The sequence below is a fragment of the Annamia dubia NIES-4383 genome (assembly GCF_055394725.1).
The window spans coordinates 1,866,479-1,885,103 of the sequence record NZ_AP025630.1 but is presented as its reverse complement, the minus strand read 5'-3'; the positions used below and the strand labels follow the sequence as shown (position 1 = coordinate 1,885,103).

Here is an 18,625-nt window from a genome sequence, read left to right as displayed (position 1 = left end):
GTCACCAGTAATCTTGTTAACTAATATTGCAAAATATTAATGAATATTACAAAAAGTTGGGTTTTCTTGATGGATAAAATCTCTCTCAAATCAAAAATTTTCAAGATTTTGCTTAAAAAGAGGTGAGCAAATCCTAACATTTCCCATTTGTAAAGATTCTTAAATTTGTTTTAAACTGTTTTTTAACAAAAATTAATAATTTACCTTCAGATAAAAATTAATTAATCATAATTCTGAATTGAGGAAAATGAGATTAAAACCAAGGAAAAAAAGGTTAATAAGCCACTAAAAAATAAAATATTTAATATTTTTATTAAACAAAATTATCACAACTAAACCGTTGTTTTTTAATGAAAGGGTATTTTAACATAGTTAGTAAAATTCATGGAAAAAATTAAGAAAAATTTAATATTTTTCACTACAAAAATGTTGTTTTTTAAGTAAAGTAAACACTTCTAAAAAAATGAAAAGAAATTAACATTTTTCAGAAAAACTCGTTAAACTAAAAAGCGTAATCTTAAATAACTTTCAAAAAAAAGTTGAGGTAAACCGAATATGGTATCATCAGCACAACAAATGACCAGTAAAGAAAGTAAAGAAACCGCTTTGATCCTGTGGTTTGAAGAAGTAAGAAGCTCTGACGTAGGCTTGGTAGGCGGTAAAAACTCCTCTTTAGGGGAGATGATCCAACAGTTGACGGCTAAAGGTGTTAATGTTCCGGGAGGTTTCGCTACAACTGCTTATGCTTTCCGTCATTTTATTAAAGGTGCAGGTTTAGAAGATAAACTGCGTAAAATTTTTGCGGATCTCAATGTAGACGATGTTCCTAACTTACAAGAAAGAGGAAGACAAGCTCGCGCTTTAATTTTAAATACTCCTTTCCCTCAAGACTTAAATAATGCTATTACTTTAGCTTACAAAAAAATGTGTGAGCGTTATAGCAGTGGTTCTGACTTTTGCTCTCGTTTTGAAGGTGAAGAAAGGGAAGAATGTGAAAAACACGCCGCTAATGTGGACGTAGCGGTTCGTTCTTCTGCAACGGCGGAAGACTTACCTGAAGCTAGTTTTGCCGGCCAACAGGAAACCTATTTAAACGTACACGGCGTTAAAGGTGTGTTAGAGGCTTGTCATAAATGTTTTGCTTCTTTATTCACCGATCGCGCGATCGCCTATCGTACCCATAACGGTTTTGATCATTTAGAAGTAGCCCTTTCCGTTGGGGTGCAAAAAATGGTACGCTCTGACTTAGCTACCTCTGGTGTCATGTTCTCCATTGACACGGAAACAGGTTTTAAAAATGCCGCCTTTATTACAGGTGCTTATGGTTTAGGGGAAAACGTGGTACAAGGTGCGGTTAACCCTGATGAGTTCGTAGTCTTTAAACCCACCTTACGGGAAGGCAAACGCCCCATTTTAGAGAAAAAATTGGGCAGTAAAGAGATTAAAATGATCTATGCTGACGGTGCAAAACTGACCAAAAACGTAGATGTTCCCGAAGCACAACGCAAAGTATTCTGTATTGATGACGAAGATGTGTTAACCTTGGCACGTTGGGCTGTGATCATTGAAGATCATTATTCCCAAGTGCGTGGCCAATATACCCCGATGGATATTGAATGGGCGAAAGATGGTCAAAGTGGTCAATTATTTATCGTTCAAGCCCGTCCCGAAACCGTAGAGTCTCAAAAAGCAAGTAATATTATCCGTGCCTATACCTTAAAGCAAAAAGGTAATAAATTGGCAGTTGGACGTGCCGTAGGTGCGATGATCGGACAAGGTAAAGCCCGTGTGATCACCGATGTTAGTAAAATTAACCTATTCCAAGCAGGGGAAGTGTTAGTTACCCGCCGTACCGATCCCGACTGGGAGCCGATCATGAAGAAAGCCAGCGCGATCGTTACCGATCAAGGTGGTCGTACTTGTCACGCCGCTATTATTGCTCGTGAAATGGGTATTCCTGCTGTTGTAGGTTGTGGAACTGCTACCAGCGATATTCAAACAGGTCAAGATGTAACCGTTTGTTGTTCAGAGGGTGAAGATGGTAATATTTATGAGGGATTATTACCCTTTGAGATTACAGAAACCTCCCTTGATAACTTACCCGAAACCAAAACCAAAATTTTAATGAACGTGGGCAACCCCGAACAAGCGTTCTCCTTATCTAGTTTACCTTGTGATGGTGTGGGTTTAGCTCGTTTAGAGTTCATCATTGCCAACCATATTAAAGCGCATCCCAAAGCCCTCATTTACTTTAATGAGTTAAAAGATGAATTAGTGAAGAAAGAAATTGAGGAATTAACCCATCTTTATGAAGATAAATCCCAATTTTTCGTAGATAAAGTGGCTAGTGGTATTGGTATGATCGCCGCCGCCTTTTATCCAAATCCCGTAGTAGTACGGATGTCCGACTTCAAATCTAACGAATATGCTAACCTTTTAGGTGGAAAACAGTTTGAGCCGGAAGAAGAAAACCCAATGATCGGATGGCGTGGTGCTTCTCGTTACTACGATCCCAACTACTTAGAAGCCTTTGCTTTAGAATGTGAAGCCTTCAAGATCGTGCGTAATGAAATGGGCTTAACCAACGTGATCCCCATGATCCCCTTCTGCCGTACACCAGAGGAAGGTAAGAAAGTATTAGAGGAGTTAGCCAAACATGACTTAAGACGTGGTGAAAACGGCTTACAAGTATATGTAATGTGCGAGTTACCCTCTAACGTAATTTTAGCGGATCAATTCTCCGAAGTATTTGACGGATTTTCCATTGGTTCAAATGACCTAACCCAGTTAACATTAGGTTTAGATCGTGACTCAGCATTAGTAGCTCACATTTTTGATGAGCGTAATGAGGGAGTAAAACGGATGGTTCGTATGGCGATCGAGGGAGCAAAAGCTAACGGACGTAAAATTGGTATTTGCGGCCAAGCGCCTTCCGACTATCCAGAATTTGCGCAATTCTTAGTAGAATTGGGTATTGATTCTATCAGTTTAAACCCTGATACATTACTCAAAACTAAACTTGCGATCGCTGAGATGGAACAAAAATTAGGACGTTAATTTTAGGGATTAATTAATAGTAATTAATTAATTTTAAAGGTGGGCTTTAAAGGCTCACCTTTTTTTTGTGGTATAATAATAAGCAAAAAATTTAAGCCAAAAAGGAATATAAATCAAATGAATAGAATTACTGTCAATCCTCAAATTCACTTTGGTAAACCTTGTATTGCTGGAACAAGAATTACTGTTCAAAATGTCTTAGAATTATTAAATGAAGGAATTACTTTTAATCAAATTATTGAAGACTATTATCCTGATTTAACTGTTGAAGATATTAAAGCTTGTTTAGCTTATGCGATCGCCTTAATTAATGCTGAAGAAATTAATTTAGTATTAGCTTAAATTATGAAAAAATTACTACTTGATCAAGATGTTTATAAAATCACAGAGAAATTTTTATTAAGTTGTGATTATGATGTTATTTTAGTTTCTCAACTAGGTTTATCCCAAGCAAGTGATGAGGAAATTTTAATAATTGCTCAAAAACAAAATCGAATCTTAATTACTAGAGATAGAGATTTTGGTAATTTAGTTTTTGTGAAAAAATGTCGTACAGGAGTTATTTATCTAAGAGGAGAATTAACTAAGATGAATGATATTCATAGGGAATTAAATCATGTTTTACAAAAATATTCCCAAACAGAATTGAAAGAAGCTTTTATTGTTGTTCAAGAAAATGGACATCGTTTTAGAAAAATAACTTAGCGATCGCTGAGATGGAACAAAAATTAGGACGTTATTTTTAGAGATTAATTAATAGTAATTAATTAATTTTAAAGGTGTGCTTTATGCTCACCTTTTTTTTATTTTAGAAAAATCTCCGACTTTTGTATCTATAAAATGTTAAAATAAATCTTGTCAGAATCTCAAAAAAAGAAGAAATTAAAACCATGTCAGAATTTAACCAAAATGCAATTAAACAATTAAATCGGATTACCGCACAAAAAATCTTTGAAAAAATGCGGATTTTGAGAATGTCTCCTACAGAAAATTCTAAACGTCGTTGGATATGGGAACTTCTCCAAAATGCAAAAGATAAAGCCGCTATTGATTTTCCTGATCAACAGGTTTCTGTTGCGATTAATTTGACTGAAAATAATTTAGAATTTAAACATAATTTTGGTTATTTTACCTCAGCAAATATTGAAGGAATTATTAGACAAATTAGTTCTGAAGATAAGGATAGAGAAGATCAAGATTTTAGTCAAAAACCACAAACAACAGGTAGATTTGGTACGGGGTTTATGACTACTCATTTACTCTCTGAAAAAGTTGAAGTTGAAGGTATTTATCAAATAGATAATCAACAATTATCTAAAATTAGTTTTCTTTTAGATCGAAGCGGAAGAAGTTTACCTGAATTAATCGAAAGTATTAATTATTCTTTTGAATGTGCTGAAAAAAGTTTAGACAATAATCAACAGATTTTCGATATAGATTTTAGTCAATTAAACACAGTTTTTACTTATAAAATAGATAATAAAGGTAAAGAAATTGCAGAAATTGGTTTAAATGATTTAGAAGTATCTTTACCCTATACATTAATTTTTATTGACAGAATTAAATATGTTGAAGTTGTAAACAATGATACTGAAATTATTTATGAAAAGAAATCTCCTCAAGCCATTAATGAACAAATTAATCTCATCGAATTTGACAAAATAACCAATGGTAATTTAGAAAAAATTTATTATATTTATTTATCTAAAAATCTTACTACCATTGCACTCCAAATTGAGCTAGAAAATGAACAAATTAGTCTTAAATCTTTAAATCAACAATTACCTAGACTTTTTTTAGATTTTCCCTTAATTGGAACAGAAAATTTCTTCTTTTCTGTGGTTATTAATAATCCTTTTTTAGAGCCAACTGAACCTAGAGATGGAGTCTTTTTGACTGATGCTAATGAAGAACATATTATTAAAAATAAAGCAGTATTTCAAGATGCGATTGATTTATATTTAATAATTGTTGATTATGCCACTAATAATGATTGGCAAAATTTATATTTTTTAGCTGATACGAAACTTCCCTCAGCAAAAGATTGGCTTTCTCAAAATTGGTATAAGGAAAATGTACAAAAAGTTTTAAGAGATTATTTAATGCAAAGTGAAATTGTTTATACTGATGATCCAAATAATCCAAAAATTAAATTAAAAGATGCTTTATTTCCTTATCATAAATCTTTCGATCAAGTATTAACTATCTGGAATTTTGCTCAAGAATTATGGTTTGATCGTTTACCAAAAGAAGAACATTTGCAATTTTGGCATAAGATAATAGATAAAACTTGGTCAAAAGAATTACATTATGATTTAACTAGACTTATGAGTGATCTAGCTAGTTATACTAATGTTAGTCAACTAGCTGATCGCATTAATAAAACTGAAGCTGAAACCTTAAAATGGTTAACAGAATTTATTAAATTTGTTCATAAAGAAAATGAGCAATTATTAGATAAATTTGCCATCATTCCTAATCAATATGGAGATTTTAAATTTAAACAAGAACTTTGGTTAGATGAAAACATCCCTAATCAATTAAAAGATGTTCTTAAAATCTTAAATATAGACTGGAGAATTAATTTAAAACATAATCAAATTGAAGATTGTGATTTAACTATTACTAAAAATTTGACTGATATTGTTAACACAATCAATAAAATTATTAAAGATGGTCAAAATTCTCAGATTCAAACTGCTGTTTTACACTTAATTAGTTGTTCTCCTCCTAATAATAAAAGTATTAGTTTGATTTATGAAACTAGAAAAAATTTATGGCAATTTGCTAAAGACTTTTATCGTCAAACACCGGAACAAAAATATTTAGCAAATTGGAATCAAAGTATTTGGGAAGAATGTGATCAATGGTTGATCAAAAAAATCTTTGAAGATATTAAAGAAACACAAAATATTTTTGTATTAATAAATCATCTTCAACAAGACGCTTATCAGTGGTTAAGTAATTTAATCAATTTTATTGTTAATAATAATATTATTTCAATTCCTACTAATTCAAAAATATTACCTGATCAACATAATAATTTTGTCGAAATTAAACATCTTTTTCTTGATGATAATATTGACGAAGTTCTTAAAGATATTGTTGAAGATTTAGGTTATGATTGCCGTAGTGAATTAATTAATCAATCTATTAACCTAGAATCAGATATTATTGCAAAACTGGAAATCAAAAAGAAAAATTTAAAAGACATTACAAGAGAAATTACAGAAAGAGTTAATAATATTCTTAAAAATGAAGGTCTTGATCAAGGGCGAGATGAAAAAACTAAAAAAGTTTTTGAAAAATTATTAATCTGGTTTCATAGAGAGGACAAACTTGCTCAAGAATTATTTGGTAATCTGTATGAAAACCGTCATAAATTGAGAACGGATGAAGAAATTATTGCTGATATTAAATTTAAACAAGATGTGTTAAATAATGCTAATGGTTATACAGAAGAAGATATTTTAAATTTAGTTAATACTCCTAAAGATAAATTATTTACTTTACCCGAAAATTTATCATTGGAAGAATTACAAAAAATAATTGAACAATATCAAAATCCAAAACAAGATGATAACAGTGAATTATTCACTAAAACTGAATCTATAGAAGAAACTGAAACAACAGAAATTGATATAGATAACTTATTAATTAGTTTAGGTATTAGTTCATTAGAAGATTTAGAAAAAGCTAAATCTGTTTATAATAATAGCTTGATTGGGCGTTGTCTAAGTTCTATTCCTCGTAATTACGACTATTATTCTGCTTTTCAATATGTTCAAGAAATTATCCAGAGATCAAAGGACAATATTCAATTATATTTAACTAAACATCCTGATTATAATTGTGATAATTGGTATGAAGAATCACTAACAGTTATTAATGGAATTTTAAAAAAAGATAGACCTATAAAACTTGTAGTAAGACCTTCAGATGGAGGGCAAGTTATTATTTATTATTCAGAAGAATATCAAGCTTTAGAAAGTCCAAATACGGAATTATGGATTGATAATTCTGAGATACAAAGAATTTTAACTCTTGGTGAAATTCTTAAATATACAGGTGTAAATCGTATAAAAATTAAGTAAAAATCAAAACTTTTATTAGTTTAGTTTTTAAAGGTAGGCTTAAAGCTTACCTTTTTTGTGTTAGAATAAAATATTATTTTTAGAGCAAAATGCAATTATTCCTCAATCAAAAATTTTCCATCTACTGAAAATGGGTAAAATTTCCCGCTTGATCTAAGTCCTCTAAACTATTAAGATCTAACCAATGACCATTAATATATAAAACTTTAATCTTTTTCCCTTGATTAATTAAATAATTACACAGATCAGGAATGCCTAATTGATTAAAATTAGCTTGTTTTTTCAATTCAATTAAAGCTTGATCTAACCATTTTTTGCCCTCTTGATTAACTTTTAACATCCCTAACCAACGCCCTTGCGCATTTTGATAATTTTGATCTATTTTTAATAAATTAACATCAGGATTAAATAAGGATCGATCGTCAGGTTTTGAACAAAAAGCATAATCGGGATTGCCACTTTTACTAATATTTTGTATTCCCGAATCAACCACTGTAGTTATTTCCCCTTTCGCTTCTAATAAATCCCTTAAAATATAATTTCTAAATAATAAATCACCATATAAAATTACTAAATCATCCCTCCAAAATTTTTGACTACAAGCTAAAGACGCTAATTCTCCTGTTGTTTCATAATCATTATTAATAATTACTTGAATACCCTGAATTTTAATACTTTCAGCTTTATATCCAGCTACTACTTGAATTTCATTAATGTCTAATTTTTTTAATTCATCAACTAATCTTCTTAATAACGGTTTTCCACTAATAGGTAACATCACTTTAGGTTTATCTAATGTTAAACTATTTAATTCTTTCCCTTGGGAAGCACCTAAAATAACAGCTTGAGTTTGAGTTTTTCGGGTAAAATATTTTTTTTCAGCTAATAATAATTCTTCCGCACCTTGCAGTCTAAAAACTTCTTTTACAGGGGCAATTTCATCCTCAATATTAATTAAAGTTTCATTTTTATAAATATCTTGAGCTACTCTTTGCATGGTGGAAATAGCCCCACGAATTAAATGATTTGCCCAAATAATTAAACTAACATTTGCTTTTCTAAATACCTCCGTTGGGGTACTATAATATTTAGTTGGAACGATAATTAAAGGGCTACGATTCGCCCATTCTTTAGCAAAAGCTAAAATTTCATCAGGCCGTGATAATTTGCTATGAATTAAAATTCCATCGGCCCCTGCTTCATGGTAAGATTGCGCCCTTTTCAGAGCCTCTGATAAATCCCATCCTGCAATAAAAGCCTCAACCCTTGCAATAATACAAAAGTTGGGATCGCTTTGAGATTCTTTTCCGGCTTTAATTTTGCCACAAAACTCATCAATATCAGCTAAAGGCTGTTTTTCTGAGGCAATAAAACTATTAGTTTTGGGAAATAATTTATCTTCAATACAAACTCCGGCAATCTGCCTTTGTTCAAGCTTTTTGACCAATCTTCTCATATTATTAAAATTACCGTAACCCGTGTCACCATCTAATAAAATGGGAATATTAGTAGCATCGGACATAAATTCTAACATATCCACAATTTGAGTCCAACTGGCTTCATTATTATCCCTCACGCCAAACTGGGCGGATAAAGCCAAGCCACTAGCCCAAATGCTTTTAAATCCTGCTTCTTCCACAATTTTCGCACTCATACCATTATGAGCCTCCATCATAAATTCTAATTGAGGAGATTGTAATAAATTTCTTAATTGTTGAGTTTTGCTGATTTTAAATGACATAAATAATAAATAATAAATATTAAATAATAATTAATGATTAATAAGTAATGAGTGTTAAGAAAAAAATTATTAACTGTCAACTATCAATTGTTAACCATTCACTGTTAACTGTCAACTTATTAAGAAATGTAAAGAAATATCAAGTCTTTTAAGGAAAATCTTGTAAATAGACAACTAAGTTATAATATTTTTTATAGAAAGGATCAGGAAAAGGTTTAAGACATTTTTGATTTTGAGGGATCAAAAATCTGATATTAACAAAACTCTTGATATTTCTTTCATTTTATGTGTTTTTACTCATCATTATTAAAAAGTTAAATAAAAATCATCAAAAAATTCTAATTACCATTAAATTCACAGGAGGTTGAAAAGATGAGTGTAAAAATGAGAATAATTTTAGATGCAATCTGGTGTTATCTTAATCAACCTTTATTTACTGATTATCCTCAATCAATTTGGCAAATTAGTATTTTTTGGTATTATTATCAAGTGCAGTTTTTAGAAAAATGTTTATTACAATCTAGTCAATCAGAAAATCAACATCATTAAAGTTTAGTTATTGATCAAAAATAAAAAATTGGTTTTTAGGGATTATTAAATGCAAATTTAACCCGACTTTAAAAACGCCTGACTTAGCAGTTGCATAAAACGTCTCTATATTTGTTTTTTTCAGAAAAGTTTTTAATTGTCAGTTGTCAGTTATGATAAATAAAGACAAAAAACCATTGTCCTTACCGCTAAAGTTGATCGTTTCGTCTGATGCTCTATGTTAAGCAGTTTTGAACGTTTATTATTTATTCGGCGTGTCTCTATTTTCCAAGAATTGAGGGATGAATTTTTAGTTAAACTCGCTTCAGCAATGGATGAGTTATCTTTTCCCGCACATCACACTATTTTTGAAAAGGGAGAAGAAGGGCGATCGCTTTATATTGTGGTGTCTGGAGAAGTTCGCATTCATGACGGGGAACAAGATCTGGCCAAACTTGGTCAAGGTGCTATTTTTGGCGAAATGGCCTTATTTGATGCCGAGCCGAGATCAGCCTCTGTTACCACTTTAGATCAATGTGACTGTTTAACTTTAAATCAACTTCAATTAATTGATGCGATCGAAGAAACCCCCGAAATAGCTGTTAATATTACCAGCGCTTTATCTCGCCGGATCCGTGAATTGAATGGAAAAATTCGTGGTTATGAAACCCAAATTAAGCAACTTACCACCCGTTGATCATCATTTAAAAATCTTGATTAGACATGAAAAAACTGCTTTAAATACTAACAGCTTATTGGGCTTTTTCTTAATCTTAACTGTATTTAAAAATCGGGAATTTTTTGAATATTTAATCTTAAATTTAGAGATTTAGGGGCTTTTTACTTGAAAAATTTAACCCCTTGAGTTTAAGATAAGAATAATCAACTTTGATCATTAATCAACTGTTAATTCACCTACCATCTTAGAGCAAAATGTTCAGTAGTTCATCTGTCTCTATTCAAGACAAACACCGCATCATCACTCAACAGTTAAGTATGCCCCGCCGTCTTTTACTTGGGCCTGGCCCAAGTAATGTCAATCCAAGGGTTTTGTCAGTCATTGGTCAACCTCAAGTAGGCCATTTAGACCCCAGTTTTTTAGAGTTAATGGATGAAATTCAAGAATTATTACGCTACGCATGGCAAACCGATAATGCCCTAACTATAGCGGTTAGTGGCACAGGTACGGCGGCCATGGAGGCAACTTTAGCAAATACAGTAGAACCAAATGATGTGGTATTGGTGGGAGTAAAAGGCTATTTTGGCAACCGTTTGGCCGACATGGCCGGGCGTTATGGTGCAGATGTACGCACGATCCAACAAACTTGGGGTCAACCTTTTAGCCTTGAAGAAATCAGAAAAGCCTTAGAGGAACACCGTCCGAAAATTTTAGCATTAGTACACGCTGAAACCTCTACAGGGGTACGTCAGCCAATGGAAGGATTAGGAGATTTATGTCATCAGTATGATTGTTTGTTATTAGTGGATACTGTGACCAGTTTAGGGGGAGTTCCCCTCTTTTTAGATCATTGGAAAATAGATTTAGCTTATAGTTGTAGTCAAAAAGGCTTAGGTTGTCCTCCCGGAATAGCTCCTTTTACCATGAGTAATCGAGCCTTAGAAAAGTTAAAAAATAAAAAAGATAAAGTTAAAAATTGGTATTTAGATATGAATTTATTAACTAAATATTGGGGAAGTGAAAGAGTATATCATCATACAGCCCCCATCAATATGAATTATGCCTTAAGAGAGGCTTTAAGACTCGTAGCAGAGGAAGGCCTAGCCCAAAGATGGGATCGTCATCGTGGAAATGCTGAGTTATTATGGGAAGGTTTAGCAGAAATGGGTTTAAAATGTCATGTACCGATGAATTACCGTTTACCTACCCTCACAACCGTCACAATACCGGAGGGGGTAGATGGAAAAATAGTCAGCCGTAAATTATTAAATGAATATAATATCGAAATTGGGGGAGGTTTAGGGGAATTAGCCGGAAAAGTGTGGCGTATCGGCTTAATGGGTTACAATAGCCGTAAAGAAAATGTAATTTTATTATTAGGAGCGTTAGAAAGGGTATTACATGATATTGGGTTTAAAAAATAAGGTGAGTCTTAAAAATAAGGGATTTAATTAATTAAATCCTCATTAATTAATTGCTACTATCATTATTTAATACCTCTTTTAATCAGATTATTTTTTATTATAACGGATCAAGATCAAAAGTCGGGTATTATTATTAGTTAAATCCCCGACTTTTTTGTTAAAAATTATTCCGCTCCTTCGATGGGTGCAAAGCCTTGACGTTGGATATTTTCTGTTACTACCCTTGGCTCTAAAAATTGTAATAAATAATCCGCTCCCCCTGCCTTGGATCCTACTCCTGAGAGTTTAAAACCGCCAAAAGGTTGACGGGAAACGATCGCTCCGGTAATGCCTCGATTAATATAGAGGTTTCCTACCTCATACTCTTTATAAACTCGCTCAATATGTGAGGGAGTGCGGGAATATAAACCCCCCGTTAAAGCGTAGTCAGTATCATTAGCAACATTAAGAGCCTCAGTAAAGTTAGAAACTTTAATCACCGCTAACACAGGCCCAAAAATCTCCTCTTGGGCGATCGCCGCCGTAGGAGCAACATCGGCGAAAATAGTGGGGGGTACAAAATAACCGCCTTCGGGCTGAATACCCTGAAAAGCTAATTTGGCCTCTTTTTTGCCCATTTCAATATATTCTAAAATCCGTTTTTGCGCACTGTGATCAATGACTGGCCCCACTTGAGTGCTTGGCTCATCAGCTTTCCCCACATTCAGAGATTTAGTAGCCTCTACTAAACGCTCTAAAAAGGACTCATAAACAGATTCTAACACGATCGCGCGTGAACAGGCGGAACATTTTTGACCACTATAACCAAAAGCGGAAAAGACTACTCCGGCAACAGCTTGATCTAAATCAGCACTTTCATCCACAATAATTGCATTTTTACCGCCCATTTCTGCAATAACTCGTTTTAAATGGCGTTGTTTTGGTTGTAAAATTGAGGCTTGAGCGTAAATATGACAGCCTACTTCCCTTGATCCGGTAAAGGCGATCAAATGAACGTCTGGATGTTTAACCATGTAATCACCTACTTCTGAGCCTTTTCCGGGGACAAATTGAAATACACCTTTCGGGATTCCCGCCTCTACTAAAATCTCCGTAATTTTTGCCCCAATTACTGAGGCAGGATTAGCAGGTTTTAAGAGGGTGCAATTACCCGCTACGAGGGCGGCCACTGTCATTCCAGTGGCGATCGCAAAGGGAAAATTCCAAGGAGAGACAACTAAGGCGATGCCCTTGGGTTGATAGAAATAGCGGTTAGTTTCCCCTGCCACATCATAGTTATACCCCGCCTCTAAACGCTCCATTTCATCGGCATAATAGCGACAAAAATCAATCGCTTCTGACACTTCGGGATCGGCCTGTTGGATCACTTTCCCCACTTCTAAACAGATCCATGCGTTTAACTCATGGCGGCGGCTTTCCATAATTTCGGCGGCTTTACGCAAAATATCTGCCCTTTCCTTGGCTGTCGTTTTACCCCATGTTTTAAAGGCTTCCTTGGCAACATTAAGAGCCGTTTCCGCTTGATTTTGAGAAATTAAACCTATTTTTCCAATAATTTCTTGATAATTAGAAGGATTAACAGAGTCAATTTCTAATTCTGTTTCCACATATTCACCGTTAATTAGAGGTAAATAAGTCTTACCTAAACTATTACGAACTTTCGTTAAAGCTTGTCTGCCCTTATTTTTTAAATCTGAGTTAGCGTAATCGGTATCGGGAGCATTTTTAAATATTTCACCTGAATTAAGATATTTAGGTGAGGCAATTTCAGAAATTTGCTCACTTGTCACCAATAATTGATCACTGATAGAAGCTTTTTTAATTAATTCTTCCATAGGTAATTCTTCCATATTCTGTCTTAAAAATGAGCTATTCGCCGTATTTTCTAATAAACGGCGGATTAAATAAGCCATTCCGGGTAATAATTCACCGTAGGGGCAATATACCCTTACCCTCCGCCCTTGTTTGACTAGGGCTTTAGCGATTTGATCCCCCATCCCATATAAAACTTGATGCTCGATCGCCCGTTGAGGGATTTTTAATTCATCACTAATAGCACAGGCTACAGCTTGTGTTCTCACATTATGACTCGCAATAGCGGCATATAAATATTGATGATTTTCTAATAATAACCGAGTCATTTTTTCATAATTAAGATCGGTTTGGGCTTTAATATTAAAAACAGGTTGATCCCAGTGATTTTGTTGGGATTTAATTGTTTCCTGATCCCAATAAGCCCCCTTAACTAATCTTACTGTGATGGGATAACCTCGTTTTTTCGCCCATGAGATCATTCCCTCTAAATCGGCATAAGATTCCCTTAAATAACATTGTAGCACGATCCCCACATCGGTACGGGTGCGAAACTCATCCTCCATTAAAATATTTTTGAGGATTGAGAGGGTTAAATCCTTATATTTATACTGTTCCATATCAAAATGGATCGAAGCCCCTTTCTCTTTGGCATGGCGTAATAAAGCTCTGATGCGATTACTCACTTTAGCCTCACTACCCTCTGGATCAAATGGATCAAATTGAGAATAAAAAGCAGTTAACTTAACGGAAACTTGAACTTTAAATAAATCCTCACCATCGGCTCGATCAATTTCGTTAATATTTATCCATTTTTGAGCTTGAGTACTGAGTTGATCTATTAATTCAATATATTTATTAAAGTAGGATTGAGCCTCAATTTCCGTAATAACCGCTTCTCCTAGTAAATCAATACTAAAAGTCATTTTATCTTTGCGTAGACGCTCGATCGTTTTAATGACTTGTTGAATATTCGCACCAGAAATATATTTATTCGCCAACACTTCCACCCCTTTACTGATGGTAGTTGCGGCCAGTTGAGCGGGGATAGATGATGGCTCAGTAAAATTTAAAATATTTTTTAAAGTTGAAGGCAATTCCACCGATTCCGTGCTTAAATATTCTTGAAAATGTTTAGCAATTTCCTGATTACTTCTCAAAGCAGGTAAAGTATCAATAAAATGGAATAATTGTACCCTTAAATGGGGGTTACTCATCGCCCAGCCCAAGAGTTGATCATCTAAACGCATTTGATCGCGCATGGCTGAAAAAATGTTACCCTTTTGACGAGTAGCAGTAATTAATTCTTTAGCGATTTCTTGAGTTTTTGCTTCATATTGATCAGCAATTGTTGTCATTATCTTATTTACTCCTAACAATTTTTTAAATAAAATCTAGTCTAATTACTAAGATTAAAGTTACATTAAAACTTAATCATTAGGATTTTATCATGAGAGAGATTACTCAAAAGTTATGGTTTGTTGATTTTACTCAGTTCAATTAAAATTATATTAAATTAATTCTCAACATAGAAAAAAGGCATTATTTTTGAAATTAAAAATTAATATTTTTGTGCGGATCATCACGCTTATAAATAGCAATAAAAATTAACAATTTTGGGGATTATTTCAAGCATATTTGTCCTATAATAATAAATATCTTGACCTTTAAATGATAAAGCGTAAACATGATCAATCAATAAATTTTAAATTGTGATTTTTGTGATTTTTGTCATTTTTGTCATTTTTATTGATTCTTTATTTGTGATAGAAGGCATATAGTTATGAAAAAACTTTTATTGAGTAATATTTTAGTTCTAAGTACAGTTGTTGTTCCCATTTCTGTTATTGCCCAAACCATCATCCCCGCTTCCGATGGTACAGGAACAATTGTTAATCAAAATGGCGTAATATTTAATATTGAAGGAGGCAGATTATCTCAAGATGGCACAAATTTATTTCATAGTTTGAGCCAATTTAATTTAACATCAGAACAAATTGCTAACTTCATTAGTAATCCGAATATTAACAATATTTTAACCAGAATTACTGGAGGTAATCCTTCAAGTATTGATGGATTAATTCAAGTATTAGGAGGTAATTCTAACTTATTTATTATGAATCCGGCTGGGTTAATTTTTGGGAATAATTTTAGTTTAAATGTTCCGGGCGATTTTACAGCCACCACAGCAACAGGAATCGGTTTTAATAATAATTGGTTCAATGCTTTTGGGAATAATAATTATGCTAATTTAAACGGAAATCCGTCATCTTTTGCGTTTAATTTAGGCAATAATGGTATAATTATTAATGCAGGAAATATGGAAGTAGAAGAAGGTAATAATGTTAATTTAATAGGGGGTAATGTCATTAATACGGGTACAATTAAAGCCCCCCAAGGCACGATTAAAATTGACTCAGTGGAAGGTACAAAAATTGTCAGATTAACCCCAGAAGGCTCATTATTAAGTTTAGAATTAGATTTAGCAAATAGTAATCTTAATTTATCTGATCTAACCCCTTTAGATTTACCCGCCTTATTAACAGGAAATAACCTTAATACTGGCTTAAATATTAATCAAAATGGTCAGGTAATTTTAACAGATACTCAAACAATTATTCCCAGTAATATAGAGGGATTATCTCTAATTTCAGGTCTGCTTGATACATCGGGAAATAATGGCGGCAATATTTTAATCTTAGGAAATAAAGTTGCGTTATTTAATGCAAATATTGATGCAATTGGTAATCATAATGGTGGTAAAATTTTAATTGGTGGTGATTATCAAGGACAAGGTGTAGTTCCTAATTCTCAATTTACTTTTGTTGATCCTAATACAACCATAAATGCTGATAGTTTAACAACAGGAAATGGAGGAAAAGTGATTATTTGGTCTGATCAAACTACCCGATTTTTTGGAGAAATTACTGCTAGAGGTGGAGCTATTTCTGGTAATGGTGGATTTGTAGAAGTTAGTGGTAAAAATAACCTTAATTTTCAAGGTCAAGTTAACACTTTTGCCCCCAATGGTAATGTAGGCACATTACTTTTAGATCCTACAAATTTAACAATTGTTGATGGTACAACTTATTCAGGAAGCACTAATATATTTGATGGAATATTATTAGCAACAGATGATCCCGGAGATCAAACAATGGGAGTAAATTTTTTGATTGATTATTTACATTATACTAATATAACATTGGAAGCATCTAATAATATTACATGGAATGGCACTTTTACTTATACGTTAGGTGGTGCGGCCACTAATAAAAACCCTACCTTGACTTTAAAAGCAGGGAATTTAATTACAATTAATGGTGCTATTTCCTCATCCTTTGATACAGGCCTAAATCAATCATTAAAATTAACTTTAAATGGTACAGCGAACGACATTATTATTAATAATAATATTAATACTTTTGGTGGTTCTATTAATATGACAGCTACTGGTGGAAATATTACCGTTGGAAATAATGTTACTTTTACAACAGGAGAAGAATTTGGTACTGCTGGAAGTATCAATTTAATCGCTTCAAATGGTTTAATTAATATTGGTAGTGGTACGGTTTTTAATACTACTGTACCTTCAGGAGCAACGGGAGGAACAATTACAATTACTAACCCTGAAAATGTGACTAACAGTGGGACATTAAATGTCGGTTTAGGTAGCATTACTTTAGTGGCAAAACCACCTTATATCGCACCGACTGGTAGCCCCACAACCCCAACCACCTCAACCCCAACCACCCCAACCACCTCAACCCCAGAAGACTATTATAAATATAATTTTAATAATTATATTTATGGTCATTATCATCAAAACCAATATAATCCAGAACCCCAAGAAAAATTTGATTATTGTGCTAATAGTTTAGCGAATTTATTTAGTGGTGATAATTTAGCACATATTCGTAAGTTTGAAAAAAGAATTAATGAGGATATTTATAATTACTATTTAGGTAATAGTAATATTACTTGTAAAGGTAATATTTCTCCTCAGGCCAGACTCAGACAAATTGAAGAATTAACAGGGCGAAAAGGGGCTTTAATTTATATGCGTTTTGTGCCAGAAAATGAAGTAATAAATGATGATAATTTCATTTGGTTATTAACAAAATCTTTTCGTAAATCAGAATTGAATACACCTGAAGAAAAACAACCAACTGATCAATTAGAAATTACTTTAATTACTGGTAATGGTGATGTTATTAAACAAACAGTTCCCGAAGCTACCCGCAAAAATGTTAAAACTTTAGTTAATAAATTTATTGCTTCAGTAACAGATGTGCGCAGGAAAAATGCCTATGTTAATCCATCAAAAGAACTCTATAATTTACTGATTAAACCGATAGAATCAGAATTAAATATTCAACAGATTGATAATTTAGGTTTTATCATGGATAACGAGTTAAGATCCCTTTCGGTGGCCGCTTTATATGATGAAAAAACCGAACAATTTTTGGTTGAAAAATATAGTTTGGCCATGATTCCTAGTTTTTCTTTGACTAATACGGAGTATACTGATATTAAAAATCAGCCAATTTTAGGGATGGGTTCTGAAAAGTTTGAAAATAAAAATCAAGAACAAAATCCTTTACCTGCAGTTCCCACTGAATTATCTCTGATTACCTCTCAAATTTGGCAAGGGCAGGGAGATTTATTTTTGAATGAAAACTTTACTATTCAGAATTTACAAGAACTCCGAAATAGTGAAACGCCTTTCTCTATCTTCCATTTAGCTACTCATGGCGAATTTCGCTCAGGCAGTGTGGATCATTCTTATATTCAGTTTTGGGATAATAAGTTAACCCTCGATAAACTCGAAACCCTCAGATTAAATCGTCCACCGATCGATCTCCTTGTGTTATCCGCTTGTCGTACGGCAGTAGGGGATCAAGAAGCAGAATTAGGTTTTGCCGGACTAGCGATCGCCGCCGGAGTTAAAACATCCCTTGGGAGCTTATGGTATGTTTCAGATCAAGGCACATTGGCACTGATGACCAGTTTTTATAACGCTTTGAACCAAGCACCGATTAAGGCTGAAGCAGTGCGACAAGCTCAATTAGCCCTAATTAATGGCAATACCCACTACGAAAATGGACAATTAATTACTGATTTAGGCTCAATTGCTTTACCCGAAAATTTAGCACAACAAGATACACCAGATTTATCTCACCCTTATTATTGGAGTGCTTTTACAATGGTAGGAAGTCCTTGGTAGATCAATAACCAGTTACCAATTATCAACTGTTTGTAAAATATCTCTAGTCATTAAAAAATCAAAAGT

10 protein-coding genes are annotated in these 18,625 nt (G+C 33.2%); 8 read left to right on the top strand and 2 right to left on the bottom strand.

Going from position 1 to position 18,625, the window contains the following annotated elements:
* Window positions 1–555: 555 nt before the first annotated feature.
* From ppsA to Anndu_RS08540, 4 genes are all read left to right on the top strand, one after another.
* A complete protein-coding gene (gene ppsA / locus Anndu_RS08555) occupies window positions 556–3,057 on the top strand; it encodes a phosphoenolpyruvate synthase (RefSeq protein ID WP_464103964.1) in 2,502 nt (833 codons plus the stop codon).
* 117 nt (window positions 3,058–3,174) lie between these two features.
* Complete coding sequence (locus Anndu_RS08550; protein WP_464103963.1) at window positions 3,175–3,399, top strand: DUF433 domain-containing protein; 225 nt, start codon at window positions 3,175–3,177, stop codon at window positions 3,397–3,399.
* A gap of 3 nt (window positions 3,400–3,402) precedes the next feature.
* Entirely contained in the window at window positions 3,403–3,762 is a 360-nt protein-coding gene (locus Anndu_RS08545; protein WP_464103962.1) for a DUF5615 family PIN-like protein, read from the top strand.
* A gap of 185 nt (window positions 3,763–3,947) precedes the next feature.
* A complete protein-coding gene (locus tag Anndu_RS08540) occupies window positions 3,948–7,151 on the top strand; it encodes a sacsin N-terminal ATP-binding-like domain-containing protein (protein WP_464103961.1) in 3,204 nt (1,067 codons plus the stop codon).
* A gap of 121 nt (window positions 7,152–7,272) precedes the next feature.
* Here Anndu_RS08540 and aepX read toward each other — a convergent pair whose 3' ends face one another.
* Window positions 7,273–8,892 (bottom strand): phosphoenolpyruvate mutase, encoded by a 1,620-nt coding sequence (gene aepX / locus Anndu_RS08535; protein WP_464103960.1) that lies wholly within the window; start codon window positions 8,890–8,892, stop codon window positions 7,273–7,275.
* A 372-nt stretch (window positions 8,893–9,264) separates the two neighbouring features.
* Here aepX and Anndu_RS08530 point away from each other — a divergent pair, with 372 nt between their 5' ends.
* From Anndu_RS08530 to Anndu_RS08520, 3 genes are all read left to right on the top strand, one after another.
* Window positions 9,265–9,441 (top strand): hypothetical protein, encoded by a 177-nt coding sequence (locus Anndu_RS08530; RefSeq protein ID WP_464103959.1) that lies wholly within the window; start codon window positions 9,265–9,267, stop codon window positions 9,439–9,441.
* Window positions 9,442–9,658: 217 nt separating this feature from the next.
* On the top strand, window positions 9,659–10,117 hold the full coding sequence (locus Anndu_RS08525) for a cyclic nucleotide-binding domain-containing protein (RefSeq protein ID WP_464103958.1): 459 nt from the start codon (window positions 9,659–9,661) through the stop codon (window positions 10,115–10,117).
* 236 nt (window positions 10,118–10,353) lie between these two features.
* Window positions 10,354–11,523 (top strand): pyridoxal-phosphate-dependent aminotransferase family protein, encoded by a 1,170-nt coding sequence (locus Anndu_RS08520; protein WP_464103957.1) that lies wholly within the window; start codon window positions 10,354–10,356, stop codon window positions 11,521–11,523.
* A 164-nt stretch (window positions 11,524–11,687) separates the two neighbouring features.
* Here the strand turns inward: Anndu_RS08520 and pruA are convergent, their stop codons facing one another.
* A complete protein-coding gene (gene pruA, locus Anndu_RS08515) occupies window positions 11,688–14,693 on the bottom strand; it encodes an L-glutamate gamma-semialdehyde dehydrogenase (RefSeq protein WP_464103956.1) in 3,006 nt (1,001 codons plus the stop codon).
* Window positions 14,694–15,118: 425 nt separating this feature from the next.
* Here pruA and Anndu_RS08510 point away from each other — a divergent pair, with 425 nt between their 5' ends.
* A complete protein-coding gene (locus Anndu_RS08510; protein WP_464103955.1) occupies window positions 15,119–18,559 on the top strand; it encodes a CHAT domain-containing protein in 3,441 nt (1,146 codons plus the stop codon).
* Window positions 18,560–18,625: the final 66 nt, after the last annotated feature.

What these genes read in the sequence shown, in the direction of transcription:
- ppsA (WP_464103964.1), top strand. Translation starts at nt 556, where the DNA reads ATGGTATCATCAGCACAACAAATGACCAGTAAAGAAAGTAAAGAAACC.
- Anndu_RS08550 (WP_464103963.1), top strand. Translation starts at nt 3,175, where the DNA reads ATGAATAGAATTACTGTCAATCCTCAAATTCACTTTGGTAAACCTTGT.
- Anndu_RS08545 (WP_464103962.1), top strand. Translation starts at nt 3,403, where the DNA reads ATGAAAAAATTACTACTTGATCAAGATGTTTATAAAATCACAGAGAAA.
- Anndu_RS08540 (WP_464103961.1), top strand. Translation starts at nt 3,948, where the DNA reads ATGTCAGAATTTAACCAAAATGCAATTAAACAATTAAATCGGATTACC.
- aepX (WP_464103960.1), bottom strand. Translation starts at nt 8,892, where the DNA reads ATGTCATTTAAAATCAGCAAAACTCAACAATTAAGAAATTTATTACAA.
- Anndu_RS08530 (WP_464103959.1), top strand. Translation starts at nt 9,265, where the DNA reads ATGAGTGTAAAAATGAGAATAATTTTAGATGCAATCTGGTGTTATCTT.
- Anndu_RS08525 (WP_464103958.1), top strand. Translation starts at nt 9,659, where the DNA reads ATGTTAAGCAGTTTTGAACGTTTATTATTTATTCGGCGTGTCTCTATT.
- Anndu_RS08520 (WP_464103957.1), top strand. Translation starts at nt 10,354, where the DNA reads ATGTTCAGTAGTTCATCTGTCTCTATTCAAGACAAACACCGCATCATC.
- pruA (WP_464103956.1), bottom strand. Translation starts at nt 14,693, where the DNA reads ATGACAACAATTGCTGATCAATATGAAGCAAAAACTCAAGAAATCGCT.
- Anndu_RS08510 (WP_464103955.1), top strand. Translation starts at nt 15,119, where the DNA reads ATGAAAAAACTTTTATTGAGTAATATTTTAGTTCTAAGTACAGTTGTT.